We start from the raw sequence: 25,437 nt of genomic DNA, 5'->3' as shown, positions 1-25,437 counted from the left end.
ATGGGATGGACATCAGGCGGCCGAGGCCAGCGCCTCTCGCAGCAGGCCGGGCGACACCGGCTTGTGGAGCAGGAGGAAGCCGCTCTGCTTGACCTCGGCGATGCGGGCCGGGTCGGTGTCGCCGGTCAGCACCAGTGCCGGGATGCGCACACCGCAGACGCCATAGATGTCGCGGATCGCCTGGACCCCGGTCCGCCCCTCGCGCAGGCGGTAGTCGGCGACGATCATGTCCGGCTGCTGGCCGAGGCCGAGGATGGATTCGATGGCCTCTTCCGACGACATCGCCGAGACCACCTTGTAGCCCCACTCCTCCAGCATGGCGCGCATGCTCAGCAGGATGATGGCGTCGTCCTCGACCACCACGACCAACCCTTTGCCCGGAAGGCGGGTCAGCGTTGCCGTCTCCGTCGCCACCGGAGCGGGGCGGGTTTCCACCACCGGCACCGTGACCGCGAAGACGCTCCCCCGGCCGGGCTCCGACCGGACTTCGATGCCATGGCCCAGAAGGCCTGACAGGCGCTTCACGATGGCCAGCCCGAGGCCGAGCCCCTTGCGGCGGTCGCGTTCCGGGTTGGCGAGCTGCGTGAACTCCTCGAAGATGTCCTCGCGCCGGTCATCGGGAATGCCGATGCCGGTGTCCACGACCGAAATCGCGAGGGCGCCGCGCCGCCGCCGGCAGCCGATCAGGATGGTGCCCGCCTCGGTGTAGCGGATCGCGTTCTCGATCAGGTTGCGGACGATCCGCTCCAGCAGGGCCGGATCGGTCCGCGTCCAGGCCTTGGTCGGCACGTGGCGGAAGGCGATGCCCGTCTCCCCGGCCCGCCCCGCATACTCCCCGGCGAGCCGTTCGAGGAGGGGGCCCAGCGGGAACTCGGAAACGTTGGGGGTGACGACGCCCGCATCCAGCTTCGACACGTCGAGCAGGCTGTCCAGCAGCGCGCGCATGGCGTCCAGCGACCCGCTCATGCTCGCCAGCAGGGGGGAGGCGGCGTGGCCGCCCAGCTTGTCCGAAAGGGCGTGGGTAAAGAAGAACAGGGACTGCAAGGGCTGACGCAGGTCGTGGCTCGCGGCGGCCAGGAACTTGGTCTTCGCCATGTCCGCGCGTTCGGCGAGGTCGCGGGCGGCCAGCGCGGCCTCGCGCGCGATGTCGGCCTCCTCCTTCGCCTGCCGCAGTGCTGCCTCGGCGGCCTTGCGGGCGGTGACGTCGCGCAGGATGCCCGTGAAGTAGCGGCGGCGCCCGTCACGCCATTCCGACACCGACAGTTCCAGCGGGAAGAGCGATCCGTCCTTGCGCCGCCCGCAGGCGTCGCGCGCACGCGCCGCGAAACGCCCGCCCGCCTGCCTTTCCGCCTCCGGACCGGAACGCGCCAGGTCTCCCGGCGCGAATTGTTGCATGTCCGGAATGAGAAGCGCGATGGGGGCGTTGATGGCCGCCTCGGCGGAATGGCCGAAGGTCTCCTCCGCGGCATGGTTGTAGGACCGGATGATCCCGTCCTCGTCCACCACGACGATCGGGTCCACCGCCGTGTCGAAGATCGAGCGGTACTGCGCCTCCCGCGCCGCGGCCCGCCGGGCCTCGCGCTGGCGGTCCAGCAGCGCCGAGGCCAGCGCCAGAGCCAGCAGCAGGATCGTTCCGGCCGCGGTGCCGACCGCCAGGTTCGGCGTGGACAGGGCCATCGCCATGTCCATCCCGGCGTCGCCATGATCCATGTCGGTGAAGCGTGCGGCGGCCATGCCCGTGTAATGCATGCTGACGACGGCGAGGCCCATCATCAGGGCGCTCGCCATGCGCTGCCAGGGATTGTGGGTGTGGAAGGCCAGCCACAGGGCCGCGCAGGAGGCCGCGACGGCGATCACCGTCGAGAGGATGACGAGCGACGTGTCGTAATCCAGGCGGGCCGGCATCTGCATGCTGGCCATGCCGACGTAATGCATGGACACGATGCCCAGCCCGGTCAGCGTGCCGGCGACCGGAAGGAAGAGGCGCTTCGTCCCCTTCTGCGCCACGGCGAAGAGCCCGGCGCCGGACATCGTGACGGCGAGCGCGAAGGACAGCGCCGTCAGCCCGGTATCATAGGTGATCGGCATCGGCGTCTGCAACGCCAGCATGCCGATGAAATGCATCGACCAGATTCCGGCGCCGAGTGCCAGCGACGCGCCGGCGAGCCACGCGTTGCTCCAGCGCCGCGCCCTGCGGGCGTGCGACGTGAGGTCCAGCGCCACATAGCCGCCGAAAGCGGCGACGATGTAGGACAGCGCGACGAGGAAGGGATCGTAGGTTCCGGTCAAGGCTCGTTACGGTGTGGGCTCGTTAGGATGCGGGCTCGTTACAGTGAGGGTATGAATGATGGCATACCCCCGAATTCAGGCCTGCGGGCAGGGCCCAAATGGAAGCCGCCTATAACGAACATAATAGTCGTTCCATAAGAAAATGTTAAGGGCCAACCGAGGAACTCGCCTGGCCGCCAAAGGTGAGGAAAGACAAGCCGCGCCAAATATTTAGCGAAAATTATTTGTAAGTTTCCTGTTTCCGTGAGATTGTCGGGCGGAGCTTTCGGCCCTCCGCCTTTTTCTGGACGGAGAGGCTTTGGGGCCGCATGAGGGGCCGCCGGGGTTGTACAAGGCGGGGATCCTTGCCGATCCTCTCCCTCCCGCCCATACTTGCGAAGAACCCGAGGAGTTTGTCTTTGTCGCCGAGAACCCTGATCGTCCTGCTCGCCTTCCTGCTGCCGGTCGCCACGGCGCCGATGGCGGCGGCGGCCGAGCGTGGGGCGCCGCAGGCCAAGGATCGCGGCGCCACCTCCTCGCTGAACAGCGTCACGGTAAACGGCGTCACCGTGACCACCAGCAACAGGCCAGGCTCGGCCAGCATGGTTTGCGAGGCGGCGGAGAACGGGGATGCCGGCGCCGCCTACACGCTGGCGCGCCGCTATCTCTTTGGAATAGGGGTGCGGCGCGACCGGAACAAGGGTGCGGCATGGCTGCGCGCGGCCGCCGAGCGCGGCCATGCCGATGCCCGCAGGATGATCAACCACGTCCCCAAAGCCGTCGGCCGATTCCGTCCCTATTGCCGGCCGGGCGGCGGGCCGGTGCGCGCGCTCGCCGCACCCCCGGCGGAAATCGTCGCCATCGTCCGCGAGATGGCGCCCACCTATGGGCTCGACCCGGATCTGGTGCTGGCGATCATCCAGACGGAAAGCGCCTTCCGCACCGACGCCGTGTCGCCGAAGGCGGCGGCCGGGCTGATGCAGCTCATCCCCGATACGGCGGACCGTTTCGGCGTGCGCGACGTCTTCGATCCCAAGGAGAACATCCGGGGTGGAATGAAGTACCTGCGCTGGCTGCTCGCCTATTTCCAGGGCAACGTGAACTTCGCGCTGGCCGGCTACAACGCGGGGGAAGGAGCCGTGGACCGCTACAAAGGCATACCGCCCTATGAGGAAACCCAGTCCTACGTGCGCCTGATCCGCCGCCTTTACGGCCCCGACCGCCACCCGTTCGACCCGTCGGTGGCCGGACCCTCGGCGCTCGCGGGCAAGACCTCCGTCGCCCAGACCGGGGATTAGCGCCACCCTTTCCGCGGGAGTCCCGACCATGCCGATGTCCGAACGCAGCTTTCTCGGCCTCAGCATGGCCGGCTTCCACCGTGTGGCCTACACGCAGTGGGGGCGCGACGACGCGCGCCGCACGCTCGTCTGCGTCCATGGGCTGACCCGGAACGGGCGCGACTTCGACCGTCTCGCCATCGAAATGGCCGAGGGCTGGCGCGTCGCCTGTCCCGATGTGGTCGGCCGGGGCCGGAGCGACTGGCTGGCGAACCCCGCGCTCTACGGCTACCCGCAATATTGCGCGGACATGGCGGCGCTGATCGCCCGGCTCGGCGTCGACGAGGTGGATTGGGTCGGGACATCGATGGGCGGGCTGATCGGGATGATGCTGGCGGCCCAGCCGAACAGCCCGATCCGCCGGCTGGTGATCAACGACGTCGGCCCCTTCATCGCGCGGGAGGGGCTGGAGCGCATCGCCGACTATGTCGGCAAGACGCCGATCTTCGAGGATATTCCGGCGCTGGAATCCTACCTGCGCTTCATCCTGATGGGATTCGGCAGCCTGCCGGACGCCTGCTGGCGCCACATGGCGGAGCACAGCGCGCGCCGCCTGCCCGACGGCCGCTGGGCCCTCGCCTACGATCCGGGGATCGCCGCCGCCTTCCAGGCTCAGCCGATGGCGGACGTCGATCTCTGGCCGGTGTGGGAGCGGGTCCGCTGCCCGGTGCTGGTGCTGCGCGGCGCCAACTCGGACCTGCTGTCCAGGGAGACGGCGGAGGAGATGACCCGGCGCGGCCCTGCGGCGCGGCTTGTGGAGATCCCCCACACGGGCCATGCCCCCGCCCTCATGAGCAAGGAGCAGATCCAACTGGTCCGGGACTTCCTCAGGGAAGGGTGATAGCGTTTTCAACAGCGGTTGAGCCGCCTCATAGGGCCGGGAGGGACTGGACCATGAAGGGGATTGCGTCTGTCGCCGTGCTGGGGTTCGGCCTGCTCCTGGCAGCCACCGCCCCAGCCGCTGCTCAAGACATTCAGGAGGCTCAAGCCCGCGAACGGCGGGGGCAGGACGCGGTCGAGTGGCTGGCGCACGAACCGGTCACGCTGCTCGACTGGGGCATGATGCGGCTGCGGCGCGACCTCGACCGCTCCGTCGAATACGTCACCCGAACCTACACCCGCACCCCGGCGCTGCGCACGGGGGTCTTCTACCGCTTCCATGACCGGCGCATCGTCGCCTATGCCAGCTTCGTGGACCTGCCCGCCAACCGCACCGGCGAGGCCTGCAAGGACGTCTACACCCGGCTCGCCGAGGCGCTGACGGGCGGCGGGCCGCAGGGGGCGGGCGGGGCGAGCTGGTACCTGGAGAACGTCTTCAGCCACGACGCCGGGCGCGGCGGACGCCCCGACGATCTGGGCGACCAGCTGGCTGAACGCGTCAGCCTCCAGGTCACCATCGGGCCAAAGCCGGAGGACGCCTATGAGGACGGCCGGCGGGTCACCTGCACCGGCCGCCTCCACGAGAAGTACGACGACATCGCGTTACGGGCGGAAGGCTAGCGGGAAGGCGAGCCCCGCTTTATAAGGGCGGGCATGACCGAATCCGCTCCCCCACCAGAAAACCTCCCGGAACAGGCCCAGGACCACGGCTTCGACCCCGAGGCCCTGCCGCCGCTCCGCGACGTGATCGCCCGCTTCGGGCTCGACGCGCGCAAGGCGCTCGGCCAGAACTTCCTGCTCGACCTGAACCTCACGGCCCGCATCGCGCGGTCGGCGGGAAAGCTCGACGGCGTCACGGTGGTGGAGGTCGGCCCGGGTCCCGGCGGGCTGACCCGCGCGCTGCTGGCGACACGGGCGCGGCAGGTCATCGCCATCGAGCGGGACTCCCGTTTCATCGAGGCGCTTCAGGACGTGATCGAAGCGGCCAAGGGCCGGCTGCGCATCGTCGAGGCCGACGCGCTGGAGGTCGATGCGCTTGAGCTGGCCCCGGCCCCGCGCGCCATCGTGGCGAACCTGCCCTACAATGTCGGCACGCCGCTGCTGCTCGGCTGGCTCGCGAACATCGAGCAGTTCGTCAGCCTGACGCTGATGTTCCAGAAGGAGGTCGCGGACCGGCTGGTCGCCCGGCCCGGCAGCAAGGCCTATGGGCGGCTGTCGGTGATCACCCAGTGGCGGGCGGACGCTAGGGTGCAGTTCAACGTGCCGGCGCGCGCCTTCACCCCGCCGCCGAAGATCGATTCCTCCATCGTCCACCTGACTCCGCGCGCGAACCCGGAGCCGGCGGACTGGCGCGCCTTCGAGCAGGTGACCGCCGCCGCTTTCGGCCAGCGACGCAAGATGCTGCGCCAGAGCCTGAAGTCCCTCGGCAACGCCGAGGCCATTCTGGAAGAGGTCGGCATCGCGCCGACCGCGCGGGCGGAAGAAGTGGACGTGGCGGGCTTCGCAGCACTGGCGCGGGCCTACAAGGCGCGGGCCTGAAAAGGGAGGGGGCGCCGCCCGGCGCCCCGCCCACCCTTACAGGGCTTCCTGCACGCTCCGCACGAACTGCGGCAGCCCGACCTGGCGGCGGCGGCGCAGCCGTTCGGCGCGCAGGATGGCCTGGACGGCGCTGACGCTCTCCTCCAGGTCGCGGTTCACGATGACGTAATCATATTCGGCCCAGTGGCTGATCTCGTCGGACGCCTTGGCCATGCGCTGGGCGATGACCTCGGCCGAGTCCTGGGCACGGCTGTGCAGGCGGCGCTCCAGCTCCTCGCCCGACGGCGGCAGGACGAAGACGCTGACGAGGTCGTCGCGGGCGTTCTGGGCGAGCTGCTGCGTGCCCTGCCAGTCGATGTCGAACAGCACGTCGCGCCCGCCGCTCAGCGCCTTCTCCACCGCGGCGCGGGGGGTGCCATAGCAGTTGCTGAACACGCGCGCGTGTTCCAGCAGCTCGCCGGCCTCCACCATCCGGTCGAACTCCGGCATGTCGATGAAATGGTAATCGACATCGTTCACCTCGCCGGGGCGCATCGGGCGGGTCGTCACCGACACCGACATGGTGATGCCCAGCTCGCGGTCGAGCAGGCGGCGGGAAATCGTCGTCTTGCCGGCACCGGACGGCGAGGAAAGCACAAGCATCAGGCCGCGGCGGGTGATGTCCTGCAGGGGCTGGGAAGAGGGGCTCGGGGCCATGATGATCACTCGATGTTCTGGACCTGCTCGCGGAGCTGTTCGATGGCAGCCTTCAGCGACAGGCCGATGCGCGTCAGCTCCACATCGGCGGATTTGGAGCAGAGCGTGTTGGCTTCACGGTTGAATTCTTGGCACAGGAAATCGAAGCGCCGGCCGATGGCGCCGCCCTCGGCCATCATGTCGCGGGCGGCCTGGATATGGGCGCGCAGCCGGTCCAGCTCCTCCCGCACGTCCGCCTTGGCGATCAGCAGGGCCGCCTCCTGGGCCAGACGCTCCTCCGGCAGCGCCGGGGAGGCGTCGAGCAGGGCCGCGACCTGCGCCCGCAGCTTGTCGCGCAGGGCCTGCGGCTGGGTGGAGGCGCAGGCGCCCGCCGCATCGACGAGCCGGGCGATTTCGTCCAGATGGGCGTGCAGGACCGCGGTGAGGCGCTTGCCCTCCGCCTCGCGCGCGGCGGCGAGCTGCCCCACCAGACGGCCGAGATCCGCCTTCAGCGGTGCCTCGATGCGGGTACGGGCCTCGGTTTCGTCCTCCTCGACCGTCTCGATGATGCCGCGGACGGACAGCAGCGAATCGAGACGGGGCGGGGCGGCCCCGGCGCCCTCGATCTCGCGCGCCAGCTCCAGCACCTGGTTCAGCAGGTCGCGGTTGATGCGGATCTGGCCGGTGCCGGCTTGGCTGCGGGAGACCGTCAGGTTCAGCGTCACGTTGCCGCGCGCGAGGCTCTTGGGCACATCGGCGCGGGCCAGCGCCTCGATCCCGTCGAAGCCCGAGGGCACGCGGCAGCGTATGTCCAGGCTGCGGCCATTGACGCTCTTGGCCTCGAAGGTCCAGGAATAGCCCTCGCCATGGCCGTCGACGCGGGCGAATCCGGTCATGCTGGCGATCACGGGGCTGGTGGCGGACAAGCGGGCCTCGGCTTCATGGTGGCTGAATTGTGGGGCACAAGTTATAGCGGCGGCCCGAAAAGGCAACAAGACAGAGGTGTGCAGTGCGCAATCCGCGGTCCATCGTCATCACCGGCGCGTCCAGCGGCATCGGGGAGGAGCTGGCCCTCGTCTATGCCGGGCCGGGCGTGACGCTGGCGCTCGCCGGGCGCGACCCGGCACGGCTTGCCGCCTCGGCGGAGCGCTGCCGCGCGCGGGGGGCGTTGGTCGAGACCAGGGTGCTGGACGTGAGCGACCGCGCGGCGACGGCGGACTGGCTGCTGGAGGTGGAGGCGCGTTCCCCCGTGGATCTCGTCATCGCAAACGCCGGCATCTCCGCCGGGACCGGCAACGGGATCGAGACGGAGGAGCAGGCCCGGCGCATCTTCCAGGTCAATCTGGACGGGGTGCTGAACACCGTGCATCCGCTGCTGCCGGCCATGCGCGGCCGTCGCCGGGGGCAGATCGCGCTGATGGCCTCCCAAGCGGCCTTCCGCGGCCTGCCGGGTGCCCCCGCCTACTGCGCCAGCAAGGCGGCGGTGCGGGTCTATGGCGAATCCCTGCGCGGCGATCTGGCCGATGAGGGGATCGGCGTGTCGGTGATCTGCCCCGGATTCGTGAAGAGCCGGATCACCGCCGTGAACACTTTCCCCATGCCCTTCCTGATGGAGACGGACCGCGCCGCCCGCGTGATCCGGCGCGGTTTGGAGCGCAACCGCGCGCGCATCAGCTTCCCCTGGCCGATGTCGGCCGCCGTCTGGCTCCTCGCCGCGCTGCCGCCGTCCTGGACCGACGCCCTGCTCAGGCGTGCGCCGAAGAAGGCCTGAACCGGGAAAGCCTCAGGCAGGCTGTTCGTCGCGCCAGTACCCCCAGACCGAGGCGGGCGGGACGTTCAGGGGCGTCCAGTCCAGCCGCTTGCCCCGGATGTTCAGGGCCTTTTGGTTCAGCGTCGATTTCGGCATGTAGGTGTAGAGGATGAAGCGGTTGCCGCGCGGCATGATGCTGAAGGCGGCGTCCACCACCTCCCGCTGGACCGAGGGCGGCAGGGTCGCGGTCGGGATGCAGATGACCACGGTGCCCACCCTGCCCACGATCTCCGGCCCCAGCAGCTCGGCGGCCTTGCGGCAGTCGTCGGCGATCACGTTGATATCGGGAAAGGCCCCGCGCAGATAGCGGGCGAGCTGGTTGTCCAGCTCGAAGCTGTAGACGCGCTCCCCCGGGATGCCTGCCTCCAGCAGGGCGCGCGTGATGGCGCCTGTGCCGCCGCCGAACTCCACGACCACCTCGTCCGGGCCGCAGACGATGTTCTCCCGGACCAGCTTGCGCAACGCGGCCGACGATGGCGTGATCGACCCCATGGACTTCGGATTGGCCATCCAGCGTTGAAAGAACAGCCAGGCGGCCGGCGGCATCTTCGCTTTTTCTGCTTTCCCCGCGGCGGGGAGGTCCGTGAGTCTCATGTGCGTCCTGTCGCCCTTTGGCTGTGGAGCGGGATCACGGTGCTTAACCGGGGGCGGCCGGAATCGGCCAGGGTCAGGCTCCGGTTTGCGCAGCGATGTCGCAAACGGCGCAATCTATGTCGCAAAGCGACGGTCGCTGCAACCCGCAGGACGGATGAGAGCTAGGGTGTGGTGGTAACTCCTAGAAGCTCGGTCCCGGCATATGACAAACCGCTTATGACGAGCGCCATGAACACAACCGACGCGACAGCAAGCCCGAACCCGACGGCAATGGCGCCGCCGTCCCGCTCGATAAGGCCCAGCGACAGGAGCACGAGCGCGAAGCCGGGCAACCAGCCGGTGAGCGGCAGCGGCACGATGCACATCACGGTCAGCACGAACAGCAGGGCGCCGAACCAGCGTTTCCGCTCCACCGTCACGACTCGGGGAAGGCGCGGGGCCAGCATGCGCTCGATCCAGGCCAGCCGGGGCAGGGCGGCGTCGATCATGCGGCGCGCGAGGTTGCGGCTGACCGACCGCCGCAGCAGCCAGGGCGGCAGCGACGGGCCGGACGCGCTCGTCAGCATCCGTAGGGAGAAGAGCAGGATCGGCAGGTCGAACAGGCAGGACACGCCGAGCGGCACGGGCGCCACCGTCGGCAAGGCCAGCGCCAGCAGGATCGTGCCCAGCGAACGGTCGCCCAGGGCGTCGATCAGGTCGGCGAGGCTGACCCGCCCCTCCGGCAGCCGGTCGCGGAAAGCCCGCAGCACGTCCGAGGTGCGGACGGGATGAGGGGCGCCAGCCGCGGTGCGGACGTCTTCCAGGGCGGCGGCGGGCTCGGTCGCGGTGCGCAGGCTCATACGCCCGCCTCCGCGGCGGCGTTCTCGTAGGCTTCCAAGGCTTCCAGCCAGCTCTCCTCGGCGGATGCCAGCTTCTTCTCGACGGTGCCCAGCTCGATCTGCAGTTTCTGCGGCTTGTCGCTCGGACCGTCATAGAGGGCCGGGTCGGCCAGCTTCGTCTCGATCTTGCGCTTTTCCTCGGTGAGCTTGTTCACCAGCGACTCCGCGTCGGCCGCCTTGCGCTTCAGCGGGGCGAGCGCGCTGCGCGCCTCGGCGGCGGCACGGCGCTGGTCCTTGCGCGACACGGCGTCCGCCGCTTCGGTGTCGGCCCGCCCGCCGGCCCGCTCGGCCCGTGCGCGGTCCAGCAGGAAGCGGCGGTAATCGTCCATGTCGCCGTCATAGGGCTTGCAGGTGCCGTCCGCGACGATCAGCAGCCGGTCGGCCGTCAGCTCGATCAGGTGCGGGTCGTGGCTGATGAGGATGACGGCACCCTGGAAGCCGTTGATCGCCTCGATCAGCGCCTCGCGGCTATCCACGTCCAGATGGTTGGTCGGCTCGTCGAGCATCAGGATGTGCGGCGCCTCGCGGCTCATCAGCGCCAGCAGCAGCCGCGCCTTCTCGCCGCCCGACAGGTCGGAGATCCGCGTCTCCGCCTTGGTCTGCGGAAAGCCGAAGCGGCCCAGATGCGCGCGGACCTTTTCCTCCGGTGCTTGAGGCATCGTGCGCTGGACCTGCTGGATCGGCGTCGCCGACAGGTCCAACTCGTCCTGCTGGTGCTGGGCGAAATAGCCGACGCGCAGCTTAGCCGACCGGCGTACCTCGCCGTCCAGCGGCGCCAGCCGGCCGGACAGCAGCTTCACCAGCGTGGACTTGCCGTTGCCGTTCGCACCCAGCAGCGCGATCCGGTCGTCCATGTCGATGCGCAGGTTCAGGCGGCGCAGGATCACCTTGTCGCCGTAGCCGGCGACGGCGTTGTCCAGCGCGATCAGCGGCGGGGCCAGCTCGTCCGGCTGGGGGAAGTTGAAGGCGATGTTGGGGTCGTCCTCGATCCCGACGATCGGCTCCATCTTCTCCAGCGCCTTCATGCGGCTCTGCGCCTGTCGGGCCTTCGTGGCCTTGGCGCGGAAGCGGTCCACGAACTCCTGCATGTGCTTGCGCTTGGCTTCCTGCTTGACCGCCATGGAGCGCAGCCGGTCCAGGTTGGCGCGCCGCGTGCGCAGGAAGGTGTCGTAGCCGCCGGAATAGGTGACCAGCTTGGTGTTGTCGACGTGGATGGTGGTGTCCGGCACGGCGTTCAGCAGGCCGCGGTCGTGACTGACCAGCAGGACCGTGTGCGGATAGTTCTTCAGGTAGCTTTCGAGCCACAGCGTGGCTTCGAGGTCGAGGTGGTTCGTCGGCTCGTCCAGCAGCAGCAGGTCGGGCCGCGCGAACAGCACGCCGGCCAGCGCCACGCGCATGCGCCAGCCGCCCGAGAAGTCGGAGCAGGGACGCTGCTGCGCCTCGGCGTCGAAGCCCAGGCCGGAGAGGATCTGCGCCGCCCGCGCCGGCGCCGAATGCGCCTCGATGTCGGCCAGACGGGCGTGGACCTCGCCGATGCGCAGGGGGTCCTGCGCCGTCTCGGCCTCCGCCAGCAGGGCGGTGCGCTCGGTGTCGGCGGCCAGCACGGCGTCGATCAGGCTGGTGGCGCCGCTCGGCGCCTCCTGCGCGACCATGCCGATCTTCATCCCGGCGGGCACGGTGATGCTTCCGGCATCCGTCGTGATCTGGCCGGCGATGATTTTCAGCAGCGTGCTCTTGCCCGTGCCGTTGCGGCCGACGAGCGCGACGCGATGGCCCTTCGGAACGACCGCCGTGGCCTGTTCGAACAGCACCCGTCCGCCATAGCGGAACGTCAGATCATTGATGTGGAGCATGGCGGGGCCGGTTTACCACGACCCGGCCCCGGATTGAAACGGTTCGCTGGGCCTGCCGCGCGGCGCCCGTGACCATCATAGGACGACGAAGCGGTTGCCGCGCAGCAAAACCGCCTATATAACGCCGCCCAAAGCGGAGGGCGCCCAAGACCGTCCCCGTCAAAGTCCCTGAAATCCAAGACTTTGTCATCAAAGTATCAACAAAGGAGCCCGCCGCCATGGCCGTCGAACGCACCCTGTCGATCATCAAGCCCGATGCCACCCGCCGCAACCTGACCGGCAAGATCAACGCCAAGTTCGAGGATGGCGGTCTGCGCATCGTCGCCCAGAAGCGCGTTCAGCTGTCGCAGAAGCAGGCGGAGCAGTTCTACGCCGTCCACTCCGAGCGTCCCTTCTTCAAGGACCTCGTCTCCTTCATGATCTCCGGCCCGGTCGTCCTCCAGGTCCTGGAAGGCGAGAACGCCATCGCCCGCAACCGCGAGATCATGGGCGCCACCAACCCGGCCAACGCCGCCGAGGGCACCATCCGCAAGGAGTTCGCCGAGTCGATCGAGGCCAACTCGGTGCACGGCTCCGACGCCCCGGAGACCGCCGCCCAGGAGATCGCCTTCTTCTTCGCCGGCACCGAAATCGTCGCCTGATCCCCGGATCACCGGACGCTTTTCACGGAGGGCCGTCCCGCTTGGGGCGGCCCTTTGTCTTTGGGGCTTCTCACAATGCCTGCGCGCGTCACGAACTTGTCCCTTGGAGCGCCTAGGCCTTTCTGGTTACCGCCGTGGACAGGCGTGGCAATGTAGGCTATTCGGGAATCGGAGATGCCGGTCCGTCGCGCCGGTTCAACATGCGGATCGCAAGGAACACCCGATGGAAGCCCAGAACCCGAACGCCATCGTCGCCGCGCTCCTGGAGCCGCTTCCCATCCTGACGCAGAAGGGCAACGACCTCGCCGATCCCAAGGTGGTGGAGCTTCTGGTGCGGGGCTACGTGGACCAATGCCTCGCCGCCTTCGACGAGGTGATGGAGGGCAACCTCGACCTCGACAACGCGTCAGAAGGGATCTACCGGCAGGCCAGTGCGCTGAACGCCGTGTTCCTCGGCACCAGCGGCTTCACGACGGTCATCGCGCACCCCTGGAATTCTCCCGACCAGCTCGGCGCCTTCCTGCGCGACACCATGGATTTCGACTTCCCGCCGGAGGAATGCGTCCGCGCTGCCCTCGTCCACCTCGCCACCCACGTCATGCAGGCGATCCAGCGCTCCGATACGCCCTGGGAAGGGCAGGTGGACCTGCTGGTGGGGGAGGTGCGTGACCTCCTGCTCGGCCAGCTTCCGCCGAGCTACGACGCCGGCCAGGAGCCGTAAGGCAGGGCGCCTCCGCCCGGTCACCACGCGGCTCGCGCCGGGCGGAAGCCCGCAATGGAAAGGCCCGCTTCTCCATCCGGGGAAGCGGGCCTTTTCAATAGCAGCTTCGAGAGCGCCGGCGGGGTTGCCGGCCGGCGCCTCAGCGGCGGATCAGAGCAGGAAGAGCGCCATCAGCACCAGGATCGCGATGACGGCGTAGATGCCGTACTTCACGAACTTGGTGAAGGATACCCAAACCGCCTGATGCTCCCGCACCACCTCGTCGCTGACCGGTGCGCGGTTCTGTTCCATTGCCGCCATGATGACCTTCCTCCAGGGCTTTTCGCAGAATTCGGTAGGGATGGGGTTTCCGAAATATCCGATGCTCTGTCAAGCACCGGTTGAGTCCTCAGCACGCCGGGTTGGTCACCGGTGGCGGGGCCGGCAGGGGGCCATCGACGAGCACCCGGCCGTCCCGGATCCGGGTGCGCCCCTCGCCGATCAGGCGGATCGCAAGGGGATAGAGCCGGTGTTCGGCCTCCAGCACCCGTCCGGCGAGGCTGTCCGCGTCATCGTCCGGCAGCACGGGCACGGCCGCCTGTGCGACAATTGGTCCCTCGTCCATCTCCAGCCGCACATAGTGGACCGTGCAGCCGTGGAAGCGCACGCCGGCCTCGATCGCACGCTTGTGCGTGTCGAGTCCCTTGAAGCTCGGCAGCAGCGACGGGTGGATGTTGATCATCCGGTCGTGCCAGGCATCGACGAACCAGGGCGACAGCAGCCGCATGAAGCCGGCAAGGCAGACGAGCTGCACGCCAGCCCCGCGCAGGGCTTCGTCCATGGCTTCCTCGAAGCGTTGCTTGTCGCCGGGAAAGTCGCGGTGATCCACCACCGCCGTCGGCAGCCCGGCCGAAGCGGCGTGCTCCAGCGCCGCGGCGTCCGGCTTGTTGGAGAGGACCAGAGCGATCTCTGCCGGAAAATCCGCGGCGGCGCACGCGTCGATCAGGGCCCGCAGGTTGCTGCCCCGGCCCGAAACGAGGACGCCCACACGCAGGCGTCCTCCCGCATTCTTCAGACCGTCCACGCCGCGTCCATGCCGTTGACGGTGACGCGCGCGCCGCCTTCCTGCACCGGCTGGACGGTGCCGACCGTGAAGACCTTTTCGCCCGCACCGGCGAGGATCGCCTTGGCTTCCTCCGCACGGTCGGCGGGGACCACCGCGATCATGCCCAGGCCGACATTGAAGGTGCGCGCCATTTCCAGCGGGCTGAGGCCGCCGGTCTTCATCAACCAGGAGAAGACGGGCGGCAGAGGCCAGGCCGAGGCGTCCATCGTCACGCCGAGCCCGTCCGGCAGCACGCGCGGAATGTTCTCGATCAGCCCGCCGCCGGTGATGTGGGCGAGCGCCCGCACCGTACCGGCGCGCACCGCGGCCAGCGCGCTCTTCACATAGATGCGCGTCGGCGTCAGCAGGGCGGCGCCGAGCGTCTGGCCCGCGTCCCAGGGGCAGGGGGCGTCGTAGCCGAGGCCGGACTTTTCCACCAGCTTGCGGACCAGCGAATAGCCGTTCGAATGCACGCCGGTCGAGGCCATGCCGATCAGCACGTCGCCGGCCTGGACCGCCGACCCGGTGAGCGCGTTCTGGCGCTCCACCGCGCCGACCGAGAAGCCCGCGAGGTCATAGTCGCCTTCGGCGTACATGCCCGGCATCTCGGCCGTCTCGCCGCCGACCAGCGCGCAGCCGGCCTGACGGCAGCCCTCGGCGATGCCGGCGACGATGTCGCGGCCCGCCGCGACGTCGAGCTTGCCGGTCGCGTAATAGTCGAGGAACAGGAGCGGCTCGGCGCCCTGCACGACGAGGTCGTTCACGCACATGGCGACGAGGTCGATGCCGACCGTGTCGTGCTTGTTCGCCAGGATGGCGACCTTCAGCTTCGTGCCGACGCCGTCGGTCGTCGCAACCAGAAGGGGATCCTGATAGCCGGCGGCGCGCAGGTCGAACAGCGCGCCGAATCCGCCCAGCCCGGCGTCGGAACCGGTTCGCGCGGTGGAACGGGCGAGCGGCTTGATCGCTTCGACGAGCGCGTTGCCCGCATCGATGTCCACGCCAGCCTGCTTGTAGGCGTCGGACGTGTTATAGGACTGGGTGCTAATGGTATCCTCGCTTGGGCTGGGCTATATACCGGGCCGTTGGCTCGGGCCGAACATACTCGAATCGGAAGGCTTTGCAATGCTCCAACGCCGTCGCGCGCCGCTGTTCGCGGGTCTCGCCGCCAGTTTCGCGGCATTAACCCTCGCGGCCTCACCAGCCGAGTCGCAAACGCGCGTTCCGCCGCCGGTGCAGCAGACTCCGCTCGACCCGCCGGGCGCGGCGGCGGCCCCGATGCCGAACCCGGTCGGGGCCCCGATCCAGGCCCAGATGCCCGTGCCCGCCGCGGTGCCTCCCGCCGGGGCGGCCATGGCGGCGGATCCCTATGCCGTTTCGGGCGTGCTGGTGGACATCAGCGCGTCCAACGCGAACGCGGCGCGCGACCAGGCCATCTCCCAGGCACAGTCCAAGGCCTGGGCGGAGCTTTACGCCCGCCTGGTTCCCGGCGGCAGCGCGCCGCGCATGTCGGAAAGGGACCTCGCCCGGCTCGTCCAGGGATTCGAGATCGACGACGAGCGCGTCAGCGCGACCCGCTATGTCGGCTCCTTCACCGTGCGGTTCCGCGAGAGCGCGGTGCGCGAGATGCTGGCCGGCTCCACCTCCCAGTATGTCGAACCGCCGTCCCGCCCCTTCGTGCTGCTGCCGGTGACCGTCGTGGACGGCCGCCCCGTGCTGTGGGAGGACCGCACCCCCTGGCGCGCCGCCTGGGAGGAACGCCCGGCCTCCTCCTCGCTGGTGCCGCTGCTGGTCCCCGACGGCGAACTGGCCGACATCTCGGCCATCGGCGCCGAGGAGGCGCTGGCCGGCAACCCCGAAGCGCTCGCCCGCATCGCGCAGCGCTACAACGCCCAGGGCGTGGTCGTCGCGCGCGCGACCCTGCCGGCCGGCGAGCTGAACCCTGGCCAGGCGCTGACGGTCGATGTGACCCGTTACGACGCCGACGGCGGCAAGGCGGAGCAGACCGTCCCGGTCCAGCCCGACGCGGCCGACCGGCCGGAGGATTTCCTGATCCGCGCCACCAACTTCGTCGGGGCCGCCATCGACAAGTCCTGGCAGAACGAGAATGTCGTGGCGAGCGGGCCGGAGCAGGCGACGCTGGTCCGGCTGCCCCTGCGCGGGCTGGAGGAACTGGTCGCCGCGCGCAAGCGGCTGGCCGGCGTACCGGGGCTGACCCGCATGGACGTGCTGTCGCTGAGCCGCGAGGCCGCGGTCGTCGCACTGACGCACCGGGGCGACGTGAGCGCGCTGCAGCAGGCGCTGGAACGGCAGGGCATGGCGCTCTACCCCGACAGCCCGGCGCCCGCCTATCCGCCCTTGCCGGGCCAGCCGACGCCGTCAGCCGGCCCCGTCCCACAGTGGCAGCTCTCACTCCGGCCCGGCGCGGCTCCGCGCCCGGCAGCGGGCGTGGCGGGTGGCCAGGCCGGCTACGGGACGCCCGCCTATCCCGCCCAGCCGCAATACCAGCAGCCCGGCTACGCCCAGCCCGGCTACGCCCAGCCCTACGAGCCGCAGCCCGGCATGGCGCCGGGCGCGCCGCCGCGGACGCTGGGCACGTTGCCGGCAACCGGCGCGCCCCGCTACTGACGGAGCGTTCATCGGGACGGGCAGGGACTCCATGACGGCAAAGGGATCAGAGTGAGCATTCCGAACATCATCAGCTTCGCCCGCCTCCTGTCGGTTCCGCTGGCCGTCTATCTGATCCTGTCGGGCGACCTGTACTGGGCCTTCTGGCTGTTCGTCGCCGCCGGCCTGTCCGACGCGCTGGACGGCGCCGTGGCGCGCATGTGCCGGGCGCGCACCGTGCTCGGCGGCTATCTCGACCCCATCGCCGACAAGGCCCTGCTGGTCAGCGTCTACGTGGCGCTGGGGCATGTGGACGCGCTGCCCCTGTGGCTGGTCATTCTGGTGGTCTTCCGCGACATCATGATCGTCGGGGGCGTGCTGCTGGCCTACACGCTGAAGGAGTCGCTGGCCATGCAGCCGGCCTACATCAGCAAGGTCAACACGGTCGTGCAGCTCGTCCTCGTGACCGCGGTTCTTGCGCCGGCCGGTCTCGGCTGGCCGCTGCCGGAGATGTTCGGGACGACGGTCATGCCGCTGCTGATCTGGCTTTGCGCCGCGACCACCGTGGCGTCGGGCGTGGCCTACGTGTACCGTGGCGGCCTGCTGTTCAACCGCCACGGAGGCGTTTCGTGAATCCGGCCAATCCGATTCGCTTCTGGCTGATCGGTTTCGCGGTGTTCGCGCTGGCGCTCTGGGTGCTGGCCGACATGCTGCTGCCCTTCGTGGCGGGGCTGGCCATCGCCTATCTCCTGGATCCCCTCGTCGACCGGCTGGAGCGGCTTGGGCTGGCGCGCTGGCTCGGCACCACGCTGGTGCTGCTGTCCTTCCTGGTGCTGATCGTGCTGCTGGTCCTGCTGCTGGTGCCGCTGGTCCGGGCGCAGGCCACCCATCTGGCCGAGGTCCTGCCGAGCTACGCCACCTCCGTGCGCCAGCGGCTGATGCCCACCATCGACCAGCTGGTCCGGCGCCTGTCGCCGCAGGATGTGGCGCGGCTGCGGGATGCCGCCGGCAACTACGCGGGCGACGCCCTGTCCTGGGTGGGCGCTGTGCTGAGCCGCATCCTGTCCGGCGGCGTCGCCCTGTTCGACGTTCTGTCGGTCATGTTCATCACGCCGGTCGTCGCCTTCTACCTGATGAGGGACTGGGACATACTGGTCGCCAAGGTGGACAGCTGGCTGCCCCGCCATCACATCGGCACCATCCGCGCCCAGGCGCGCGAGGTGAATGAGACGCTGGCCGGATTCGTGCGCGGGCAGGCGACCGTATGCATCGTGCTGGGTCTCTTCTACGCCGTGGCGCTGTCCGCGGCCGGGCTGGATTTCGGCCTCGTCATCGGGCTGGTCGCCGGCATCCTGTCCTTCATCCCCTATGTCGGCTCGCTCTTCGGATTCGTGGCGAGCACCGGGCTGGCGCTGCTCCAGTTCGACAGCCTCTGGCGGGTCGGGATCGTCGTCGCGATCTTCCTGCTCGGCCAGGCGGTCGAGGGCAACGTGCTGACGCCGAAGCTCGTGGGCGAACGGGTCGGGCTGCACGCGGTCTGGGTGATCTTCGCGCTGCTGGCCGGCGGGTCGCTGTTCGGCTTCGTCGGCGTGCTGCTCGCCGTGCCCGTGGCGGCGGTGATCGGCGTGCTGGCCCGCTTCGCGCTGGGGCGCTACATGGAAAGCCCCTATTACCGCGGCACCCTCCCATGAACCCGGCGGCGCAGCTCCCCCTGGACCTCGGGCACCGGACCGCCATGGGAGGAGAGGATTTTCTCGTGACGCCCAGCAACGCCGACGCCGTGGCGTGGCTCGACCGCTGGCCCTCCTGGCCAGCCCCGGCGCTCGCCCTGTTCGGGCCGGACGGCTGCGGCAAGACTCATCTGGGCCATGTCTGGCGCGCCCGCAGCCGCGCCGTCGTGGCGCAGGGCGCCGATCTGGACACGGCCGGCCTGCCGGACCTGCTGGCGCCGGCCAACGCGGTGGTGGTGGACGACGCCGACCGCGTCGCCGGCTCACCGGCGCGGGAGGAGGCGCTGTTCCACCTCTACAACCTCGCGCGCGATTCGGGCGGGCACCTGCTTCTGCTGTCGCGCATCGCGCCGGCACGCTGGCGCGTCCGGCTTCCCGACCTGCGCTCGCGCCTCCGGGCCGCGCCCGCCGTCGGGGTCGAGCCGCCGGACGACGCGCTGCTCGCCGCCGTGCTGGTGAAGATCTTCGCCGACCGCCAGCTCCATCCGGGGGTGGAGGTCGTCAGCTATCTTCTGGCGCGCATGGAACGCTCGCTTGACGCCGCGCGCCGGGTGGTCGCGGCGATGGATCACGCGTCCCTGGCGGCGCACCGCCCCGTGACCGTGCCTCTGGCGCGCGAGGTACTGGCCGCGCTGGAGCGGGCGAAGGCCGCCGCGCCCGGGAAAAGCGGCTGAACGCCGACCGAACGAAGAAGACCGAAGAGGAAAGAACAATGGATCTGGGAATCGCCGGCCGCCGCGCCATCGTCTGCGCGGCGAGCAAGGGACTGGGCAAGGCCTGCGCCATGGCGCTCGCCCGCGAGGGCGTGGCCGTCACCATCACCGCCCGCACCGCCGACCTGCTGGAAGCGACGGCGGAGGAGATCCGCAAGGCGACCGGCGCCACCGTGACCACCGCCGTCGGCGACATCGCGACGGAGGAGGGGCGCGCGGCGGCCCTGGCGGCCTGCCCGGAACCCGACATCCTCGTGAACAACGCCGGCGGCCCGCCGCCCGGCGATTTCCGCGACTGGGATCGCGACGAGTGGATCCGTGCGCTCGACGCCAACATGCTGGCGCCGATCTTCCTGATCAAGGCGACGGTCGACGGTATGATCGACCGCAAGTTCGGGCGAATCGTCAACATCACCTCCGGGTCGGTGAAGTCGCCCATCCCGCATCTCGGCCTGTCGAACGGCGCCCGCACCGGACTGACCGGCTTCATCGCGGGCCTGTCGCGACAGACGGTCCGGCACAACGTGACGATCAACAACCTGCTGCCGGGTCCCTTCGAGACGGACCGGCTGCGCGGCACCATGGTGGGATCGGCCAAGGCCGCCGGCCGCAGCATCGACGAGGAGATGGACCTGCGCCGCAAGCAGAACCCGGCCGGCCGCTTCGGCGATCCCGCGGAGTTCGGCGCCGCCTGCGCCTTCCTCTGCTCGGCTCATGCCGGCTTCATGACCGGCCAGAACATGCTGCTCGACGGCGGGTCCTTCTCCGGCACGCTGTAAGGCAGCTGGCGAGGGGATTGTCCGCTTCGGAAAAGCGGGCTGCGGCGGGGCCGCGGCCCGCTTTTTTTCATGCCCGGGTTCCGGTGCACCGGTTCCGTGGGCGGCATCGCCATGCGAAGGCGTCGGTGCGGGCACCTCAGTCATGCGTGAATGGTTCGTGCGATTAAGTCGCGAACGATTTATATAGGTGACTGAAGGAGGCACATCATGACCGATGACAGTTTGAGACTCGATGAATTCCTGTGTTTCGCCATCCATTCGACGGCGCATGCCATCCACCGCGCGTCCAAGCCGATGCTGGACGGGCTGGGGCTGACCTATCCCCAGTATCTGGTGATGGTGGTGCTCTGGGCGAAGGATGAGCAGACGGTGGGGCGGATCGGCGAGAAGCTGTTCCTGGAATCCAGCACGCTGACGCCCCTGCTGAAACGGCTGGCGGCGGCCGGTTACGTCGAGCGCGCCCGCGACTCGGCCGACGAGCGGCAGGTGCGCGTGCGCCTGACCGAGAAGGGCAGGGAGCTTCACAAGAAGGCGAACTGCATTCCCGACTGGGTCCGCGACGCCTTCGACGGAGACGTCGAGGAGGCGCAGGAACTGAAAAGGCGGATCGTCGCCCTGCGGGAGCGCGTGCTCGGCCAGGGCTGCTGCAAGGCGGAGAAGCAGGCCGCCGTGGAAGAGAAGGTGGAGGCCTGATCTCAGGCCTCCACCCCCGGCGTCACCAGAAGGCGTCGGTGTCCCGGAAGGCTTTCCAGAGTCCCTTCATGGCCTTGCGCCGCCGTTCGCCCCGGCGCTCCAGCCCGCGCAGGACGGCGTCGATGGCCGCCCGGTGGTCCGGCGCATCCTGGCCGAGCCCGCGCAGCAGCTTGCGCGCCACCACGGCGTCATGCTCCGCGTCCAGCGCGTCGAGCAGCGGCTTCAGCCGCTCGTTGAAGGCCTGCGCCCTGGCGGGCGGGTAAAGCCCCTGGAAGAAATTCGCCGCGTAGCCGAGCTTGCGAAGCTGGCGCCGCAGCCTTTCGCGCCCGGCGGCATCCTGCGACTCCAGACCCTTCCCGGCCGCGCGCGCCTTGCGCAGCCGGCCGGTGAGCCAGCTTCCGGCAAGATCGGACATGGGCCGGTCGAACAGCGCGCGGATGTCGGCCGGCGCGTCGGCGTACCAGCGGCCTTCTTCCAGCCAGGCACCGAGCCCCAGAAGGAACGCGGTGGCGCGCGGGTCTGCGATGGCCGCGAACGCCCGCTCCACCGGCTTGCGCCGGGCGTCGCGCGCCTGCGCGAGCAATGCGTCGGCACCCTCCGGTGCCTTCCCCGACGCCGCGAGCGGCCCCAGCGTGTTGCACAGCAGGACGTCCCAGCCGCGCGCCGGGCCGAGGCGCCGGGCGAACCAGCGCAACTCGCCGCGAAGCCGTCCGATGTCCTCCGAGCCCACCAGCGGGGCGAAAAGGGCGAGCGCTGTCCGAAGGCGGCGCAGCGCGACCCGCATCTGGTGCAGCCCTTCGACGTCGCCGTCGGCCAGCGCGCAGGATTCGTTGGCGAGGAGATGGCGCAGGCCGTGGCGCAGGATGTGACGGAAGGCCTCGGCCACCGTGGTCACGGGAGAGAGGCCGAGCGGCTCGGGCAGCACCGGGCGGGGCGGGCGGCCGGTGGCGAGCCGGTAGCCGATCTCCCCCTTGCTGTCGGTGCCGATGCGCAGGGGCACGGTCTTCTGGATCAGCGACGCCAGGGCGAACAGGCTGGCGACACGGCCGGATTTCAGTTCAAGCTCGAGTTCGCTGATCGGCGTGCGGCGCGTTCCGGCGAGGATTTCTCCCTCGTCGAGGGCCACCTCGATCGCTGTCAGCGCGTCGGGGCGGACGAGGATCGCCGTGCGCCGGAAATCGGTCGAGAAGATGGGGCGAAGCGCGCCGCGCGCGTCGGCGGGAACGAGTGCGGCGACGCCCTCCGAGTCGAGCAGCGACAGGTTCGGCGTCTCGCCCGCCACCGCCCATTCCCATTCCCGCCGGACCGCCACGCCCGCCGAATCGCCGGCGTTGCCGTCGTTGACCGTCTTCACCGTCTGGATGAAACCGTCCCCCTCCCGCCGGACGCGCAGGGCGACTCCGGTTGCGAAGAGGCGAAGGTCCGGGGTGTCGAAATAAACGGTCCGCAGCCGGCGCGTTACCGGCCCGCCATCGGCCGCCGCCAGCACCGCCGGCAGGGAGGCGATCCGCTCCAGGTCGCCGGGCGCCACATGGAGCTTCAGCTCGACCTCGCGCATGGGCGCCGCCGGAACGGGCTTCTTCGCCGGCGTCCGGGCCGGCGTTTGGTTCGGGGCCCGGTCCGATGTCTGGGAAGGCGCGGGCGTCTGGGATGGCAAAGGCGGCGGGTCCTTGGGTCTGCGGGGGCGTTTCACCGACATAGCGCATGCGCCTCCGCGCGTTAAGCCGCATTCAATTTTATTGCGTGTCCACCGCACGCGCTCATGATTCGAGCGTGCGGGGCCGCACGAAATCCAAAAGCCGGCCCGTCGCCGGGGCGATCTCGCGCCAGCTTCGTCCCTCGAACAGGAGGATCGCGCAGGCGCCGGTCGGAAACTTCTCTTCCAGCGCCTCGCGCGCGGCCGGATCGCCGCTTCCGGCGAGGTCCCAAGCCAGCCGGTGAAGGTCGGGGTTGTGGGCCACCAGCATCAGCGAGGACACCTCGTCCCGCACTTCCCGGATCCGGTCGAGCAGAACCTGAGCCCCGCAGAGATAGAGCCGCCGCTCCCGCTCGACCGGCGCCTGGTCCGCTCCCATCGCCTCCAGCACCAGAGCGCAGGTGTCCTGCGCGCGCCGGGCGGTGGAGCAGAGCACGAGATCGGGGAGCACCCCTTTTTCCTTCAGATAGCGGCCGACCAGCGGTGCCGCCCGTTCGCCGCGCCCGGCGAGCGGCCGGTCGTGGTCGGGAAGGGCGGGGGCGTCCCAGGCGGATTTGGCGTGGCGCAGCAGGTACAGCGTTTTCATCAGGGTCCTCGATACCGGGCGGTCCTGCCCAAGGAAGGCGCGTGACGGAGAGCCCCCGGGGCTGTTTGTCATCCGATATGAACCGGAGAGCGTGGGGAGTTGCGCGGTTGTCTCAAAACCGTAACCTTGATCGTATAGTGTCGGCGCCCTGCCGGACAGAGATCCCGCTTCCCCAGCCAGAAGATTGCCCGAGGCCGCCGTGACCATTGTTCAGGAAAAAGAGGTTATTGCCATCGACCCGAACGCGCCGGAGCGGTTCATCAACCGTGAGCTTTCCTGGCTGGCGTTCAACCAGCGCGTCCTGGAGGAGGCGACGAACCCGAATCACCCCCTCCTGGAGAGGCTGCGCTTCCTGTCCATCTCGGCCAGCAACCTCGATGAGTTCTACATGGTGCGCGTGGCCGGCCTGAAAGGGCAGGTCGCCGCCGGCGTGAAGACGCCGAGTCCGGAGAACCTGACCCCGGCTCAGCAGCTCGCCGCCGTCAACCAGTGCATCATCGAGCTGATGGACAGCCAGCAGGGGATCTGGCGCACCATCCGCGAGGACCTGCGCGAGGCGGGCATCTCCGTGCTCGACGGGGACGAGCTGACGGAGGGGGAGAAGGACTGGCTGGAGGCCAAGTTCCTCGACGACATCTTCCCGCTCCTGACGCCGATCGCGGTCGATCCGGCCCACCCCTTCCCCTTCCTGCCGAACCTCGGCTTCTCGCTGGCCCTTCAGCTCCATGCGCCCGACAAGGGCAAGGACATCGACGCGCTGGTGCCGCTGCCGGCACAGCTCGACCGCTTCATCCGCCTGCCGGGCTCGGACATCCGCTTCATCCAGCTCGAACACACGGTCATGCTCTTCATCGACCGGCTGTTCCCTCCCTTCCAGGTGAAGGCGCACGGCGTGTTCCGCGTGCTGCGCGACAGCGAGATCGAGATCGAGGAAGAGGCCGAGGATCTGGTCCGCACCTTCGAAAGCGCGCTGAAGCGCCGCCGCCGGGGCAGCGTGATCCGGCTGGCCACCGATGCCGGCATGCCCGCCGACCTGCGCGAGTTCCTGCGCCACCAGCTCCATGTGTCGAACGACGACGTCTTCGTTCTGGACGGGCTGATCGGCCTGTCGGACACCCGCCACCTGATCGTGGACGAGCGGCCGGACCTCGTCTTCCGCCCCTTCAACGCCCGCTTCCCCGAGCGCATCCGCGACTTCGGTGGCGACTGCTTCGCGGCGATCCGGCACAAGGACATCGTCGTCCACCACCCCTATGAGAGCTTCGACGTGGTGGTGCAGTTCATCCGGCAGGCGGCGCAGGACCCGCAGGTCGCGGCCATCAAGCAGACGCTCTACCGCACCAGCAAGGACAGCCCCATCGTCGCCGCCCTGATTGAGGCGGCGGAGGCAGGCAAGTCGGTCACGGCCCTGATCGAGCTGAAGGCCCGCTTCGACGAGGAGGCGAACATCCGCTGGGCGCGCGACCTGGAGCGCGCCGGCGCGCAGGTCGTCTACGGCTTCGTGGACCTGAAGACCCACTCCAAGGTGTCGATGGTGGTGCGGCGCGAGAACAAGGCGCTGCGCTCCTACGTGCATTTCGGGACGGGCAACTATCACCCGATCACGGCGAAGATCTACACCGACCTGTCCTTCTTCACCTGCGACCCGGCGCTCTGCCACGACGCGGCGGCGATGTTCAACTACATGACCGGCTACGCGACTCCGAAGGTGCTGGAGAAGATCGCCATCGCGCCGATCACGCTGCGCAAACGGCTGGTGGAGCTGATCGACGCGGAGATCGCCCACGCCGAGGCGGGCCGGCCGGCTCAGATCTGGGTGAAGCTGAACTCACTCGTCGATTCGGAGATCATCGACAAGCTCTACGAGGCGTCGCGCAAAGGCGTCCAGATCGACATGGTGATCCGCGGCATCTGCTGCCTGCGGCCGGGCGTGAAGGGGCTGTCGGAGAACATCCGCGTGCACAGCCTCATCGGCCGCTTCCTGGAGCATGGCCGCGTCATCTGCTTCGGCAATGGCCACGGCCTGCCGAGCCCGCATGCCAAGCTGTACATCTCCTCGGCCGACTGGATGCCGCGCAACCTCGACCGCCGCATCGAGACCTTGGTTCCGATTGAAAACCCCACCGTCCACGAGCAGGTTCTCGACCAGATCATGGTGGCGAACTTCAAGGACGAGACCGGCACCTGGCTTCTCGGCCCTGACGGCACCTACCACCGGATCAAGGCGGGTCCGGACGCGTTCAGTGCACACAACTACTTCATGACCAACCCGAGTCTGTCGGGCCGGGGCAGCGCCTTGACGGCCAAGCGCACCCCGCCGAGGCTGAAGCTCCGGACCGTGTCCTGAGCAGGTT

Annotated in this window: 25 protein-coding genes; 14 read left to right on the top strand and 11 right to left on the bottom strand. The window is 69.3% G+C overall.

The features are described 5' to 3' along the window. Positions 1-12: 12 nt before the first annotated feature. On the bottom strand, positions 13-2,289 hold the full coding sequence (locus JUB11_RS12305) for an MHYT domain-containing protein (protein WP_207458832.1): 2,277 nt from the start codon (positions 2,287-2,289) through the stop codon (positions 13-15). A 398-nt stretch (positions 2,290-2,687) separates the two neighbouring features. On the opposite strand from JUB11_RS12305, the gene JUB11_RS12300 reads away from it, so the two are divergent. The 4 genes from JUB11_RS12300 to rsmA are packed head-to-tail and all read left to right on the top strand — an operon-like array spanning position 2,688 to position 6,023. Next, entirely contained in the window at positions 2,688-3,566 is an 879-nt protein-coding gene (locus JUB11_RS12300) for a lytic transglycosylase domain-containing protein (protein ID WP_247887004.1), read from the top strand. 28 nt (positions 3,567-3,594) lie between these two features. Next, complete coding sequence (locus tag JUB11_RS12295; protein WP_207458831.1) at positions 3,595-4,446, top strand: alpha/beta hydrolase; 852 nt, start codon at positions 3,595-3,597, stop codon at positions 4,444-4,446. Positions 4,447-4,499: 53 nt separating this feature from the next. After that, positions 4,500-5,105, top strand: a complete 606-nt coding sequence (locus JUB11_RS12290) for a hypothetical protein (RefSeq protein ID WP_207458830.1) — start codon at positions 4,500-4,502, stop codon at positions 5,103-5,105. 33 nt (positions 5,106-5,138) lie between these two features. Further along, entirely contained in the window at positions 5,139-6,023 is an 885-nt protein-coding gene (gene rsmA, locus JUB11_RS12285) for a 16S rRNA (adenine(1518)-N(6)/adenine(1519)-N(6))-dimethyltransferase RsmA (protein ID WP_207458829.1), read from the top strand. A 36-nt stretch (positions 6,024-6,059) separates the two neighbouring features. On the opposite strand, the gene gmk is transcribed toward rsmA, so the two are convergent. Beyond that, the gene (gmk, locus tag JUB11_RS12280) at positions 6,060-6,719 is read right to left on the bottom strand and encodes a guanylate kinase (RefSeq protein WP_207458849.1); all 660 of its coding nucleotides are present in this window, start codon (positions 6,717-6,719) and stop codon (positions 6,060-6,062) included. Between the two features lie 5 nt (positions 6,720-6,724). After that, positions 6,725-7,594 (bottom strand): YicC/YloC family endoribonuclease, encoded by an 870-nt coding sequence (locus JUB11_RS12275; protein WP_207458848.1) that lies wholly within the window; start codon positions 7,592-7,594, stop codon positions 6,725-6,727. A gap of 113 nt (positions 7,595-7,707) precedes the next feature. On the opposite strand from JUB11_RS12275, the gene JUB11_RS12270 reads away from it, so the two are divergent. After that, positions 7,708-8,469, top strand: a complete 762-nt coding sequence (locus JUB11_RS12270) for an SDR family NAD(P)-dependent oxidoreductase (protein ID WP_207458828.1) — start codon at positions 7,708-7,710, stop codon at positions 8,467-8,469. Between the two features lie 12 nt (positions 8,470-8,481). Here JUB11_RS12270 and JUB11_RS12265 read toward each other — a convergent pair whose 3' ends face one another. From JUB11_RS12265 to JUB11_RS12255, 3 genes are all read right to left on the bottom strand, one after another. Further along, positions 8,482-9,054: a phospholipid methyltransferase gene (locus tag JUB11_RS12265; RefSeq protein WP_207458827.1), complete on the bottom strand. Its 573-nt coding sequence runs from the start codon at positions 9,052-9,054 to the stop codon at positions 8,482-8,484. 209 nt (positions 9,055-9,263) lie between these two features. Continuing rightward, positions 9,264-9,941: an exopolysaccharide biosynthesis protein gene (locus JUB11_RS12260; RefSeq protein ID WP_207458826.1), complete on the bottom strand. Its 678-nt coding sequence runs from the start codon at positions 9,939-9,941 to the stop codon at positions 9,264-9,266. Next, positions 9,938-11,833: an ABC-F family ATP-binding cassette domain-containing protein gene (locus tag JUB11_RS12255; RefSeq protein ID WP_207458825.1), complete on the bottom strand. Its 1,896-nt coding sequence runs from the start codon at positions 11,831-11,833 to the stop codon at positions 9,938-9,940. The genes JUB11_RS12260 and JUB11_RS12255 overlap by 4 nt, the downstream gene beginning before the upstream one ends. A gap of 218 nt (positions 11,834-12,051) precedes the next feature. Between JUB11_RS12255 and ndk the strand changes: the two genes are divergently transcribed. Then, a complete protein-coding gene (ndk, locus tag JUB11_RS12250; RefSeq protein ID WP_207458824.1) occupies positions 12,052-12,474 on the top strand; it encodes a nucleoside-diphosphate kinase in 423 nt (140 codons plus the stop codon). 223 nt (positions 12,475-12,697) lie between these two features. Next, positions 12,698-13,195, top strand: coding sequence for a hypothetical protein (locus tag JUB11_RS12245; protein WP_207458823.1), 498 nt, complete (start codon positions 12,698-12,700; stop codon positions 13,193-13,195). 150 nt (positions 13,196-13,345) lie between these two features. Here the strand turns inward: JUB11_RS12245 and JUB11_RS12240 are convergent, their stop codons facing one another. The 3 genes from JUB11_RS12240 to purM form a co-directional block, all read right to left on the bottom strand. Then, a complete protein-coding gene (locus JUB11_RS12240) occupies positions 13,346-13,495 on the bottom strand; it encodes an aa3-type cytochrome c oxidase subunit IV (RefSeq protein WP_207458822.1) in 150 nt (49 codons plus the stop codon). An 88-nt stretch (positions 13,496-13,583) separates the two neighbouring features. Then, positions 13,584-14,228 (bottom strand): phosphoribosylglycinamide formyltransferase, encoded by a 645-nt coding sequence (purN, locus tag JUB11_RS12235; RefSeq protein ID WP_207458847.1) that lies wholly within the window; start codon positions 14,226-14,228, stop codon positions 13,584-13,586. A gap of 17 nt (positions 14,229-14,245) precedes the next feature. Beyond that, complete coding sequence (gene purM, locus JUB11_RS12230; RefSeq protein WP_207458846.1) at positions 14,246-15,328, bottom strand: phosphoribosylformylglycinamidine cyclo-ligase; 1,083 nt, start codon at positions 15,326-15,328, stop codon at positions 14,246-14,248. 76 nt (positions 15,329-15,404) lie between these two features. Between purM and JUB11_RS12225 the strand changes: the two genes are divergently transcribed. The 6 genes from JUB11_RS12225 to JUB11_RS12200 all read left to right on the top strand — a co-directional run bounded on the left by JUB11_RS12225 (position 15,405) and on the right by JUB11_RS12200 (position 20,801). Further along, positions 15,405-16,907: a DUF2066 domain-containing protein gene (locus tag JUB11_RS12225; protein ID WP_207458821.1), complete on the top strand. Its 1,503-nt coding sequence runs from the start codon at positions 15,405-15,407 to the stop codon at positions 16,905-16,907. Between the two features lie 51 nt (positions 16,908-16,958). After that, positions 16,959-17,519, top strand: a complete 561-nt coding sequence (locus JUB11_RS12220) for a CDP-alcohol phosphatidyltransferase family protein (RefSeq protein WP_207458820.1) — start codon at positions 16,959-16,961, stop codon at positions 17,517-17,519. Beyond that, positions 17,516-18,577 (top strand): AI-2E family transporter, encoded by a 1,062-nt coding sequence (locus tag JUB11_RS12215; RefSeq protein ID WP_207458819.1) that lies wholly within the window; start codon positions 17,516-17,518, stop codon positions 18,575-18,577. Before JUB11_RS12220 ends, JUB11_RS12215 begins: the two co-directional genes overlap by 4 nt. A 65-nt stretch (positions 18,578-18,642) precedes the next feature. After that, positions 18,643-19,290 carry a DnaA/Hda family protein gene (locus JUB11_RS12210; protein WP_348771417.1) on the top strand — a complete coding sequence of 216 codons (648 nt, stop codon included), beginning with the start codon at positions 18,643-18,645 and terminating at the stop codon, positions 19,288-19,290. 38 nt (positions 19,291-19,328) lie between these two features. Further along, a complete protein-coding gene (locus JUB11_RS12205; protein ID WP_207458817.1) occupies positions 19,329-20,108 on the top strand; it encodes an SDR family oxidoreductase in 780 nt (259 codons plus the stop codon). Positions 20,109-20,315: 207 nt separating this feature from the next. Continuing rightward, entirely contained in the window at positions 20,316-20,801 is a 486-nt protein-coding gene (locus JUB11_RS12200; RefSeq protein WP_207458816.1) for a MarR family transcriptional regulator, read from the top strand. A 22-nt stretch (positions 20,802-20,823) separates the two neighbouring features. Here the strand turns inward: JUB11_RS12200 and JUB11_RS12195 are convergent, their stop codons facing one another. Together JUB11_RS12195 and JUB11_RS12190 are read right to left on the bottom strand one after the other, a co-directional pair. Then, on the bottom strand, positions 20,824-22,359 hold the full coding sequence (locus tag JUB11_RS12195) for a CYTH and CHAD domain-containing protein (protein WP_207458815.1): 1,536 nt from the start codon (positions 22,357-22,359) through the stop codon (positions 20,824-20,826). Positions 22,360-22,561: 202 nt separating this feature from the next. After that, positions 22,562-23,083 carry a histidine phosphatase family protein gene (locus JUB11_RS12190; RefSeq protein ID WP_207458814.1) on the bottom strand — a complete coding sequence of 174 codons (522 nt, stop codon included), beginning with the start codon at positions 23,081-23,083 and terminating at the stop codon, positions 22,562-22,564. Positions 23,084-23,282: 199 nt separating this feature from the next. On the opposite strand from JUB11_RS12190, the gene JUB11_RS12185 reads away from it, so the two are divergent. Beyond that, a complete protein-coding gene (locus JUB11_RS12185) occupies positions 23,283-25,430 on the top strand; it encodes an RNA degradosome polyphosphate kinase (protein WP_207458813.1) in 2,148 nt (715 codons plus the stop codon). Positions 25,431-25,437: the final 7 nt, after the last annotated feature.

The organism is Azospirillum sp. SYSU D00513 (assembly GCF_017356015.1).
In the GTDB taxonomy this organism is placed as follows: Bacteria; Pseudomonadota; Alphaproteobacteria; order Azospirillales; family Azospirillaceae; genus Azospirillum.
This window is presented reverse-complemented; position numbering and strand designations above follow the sequence as displayed.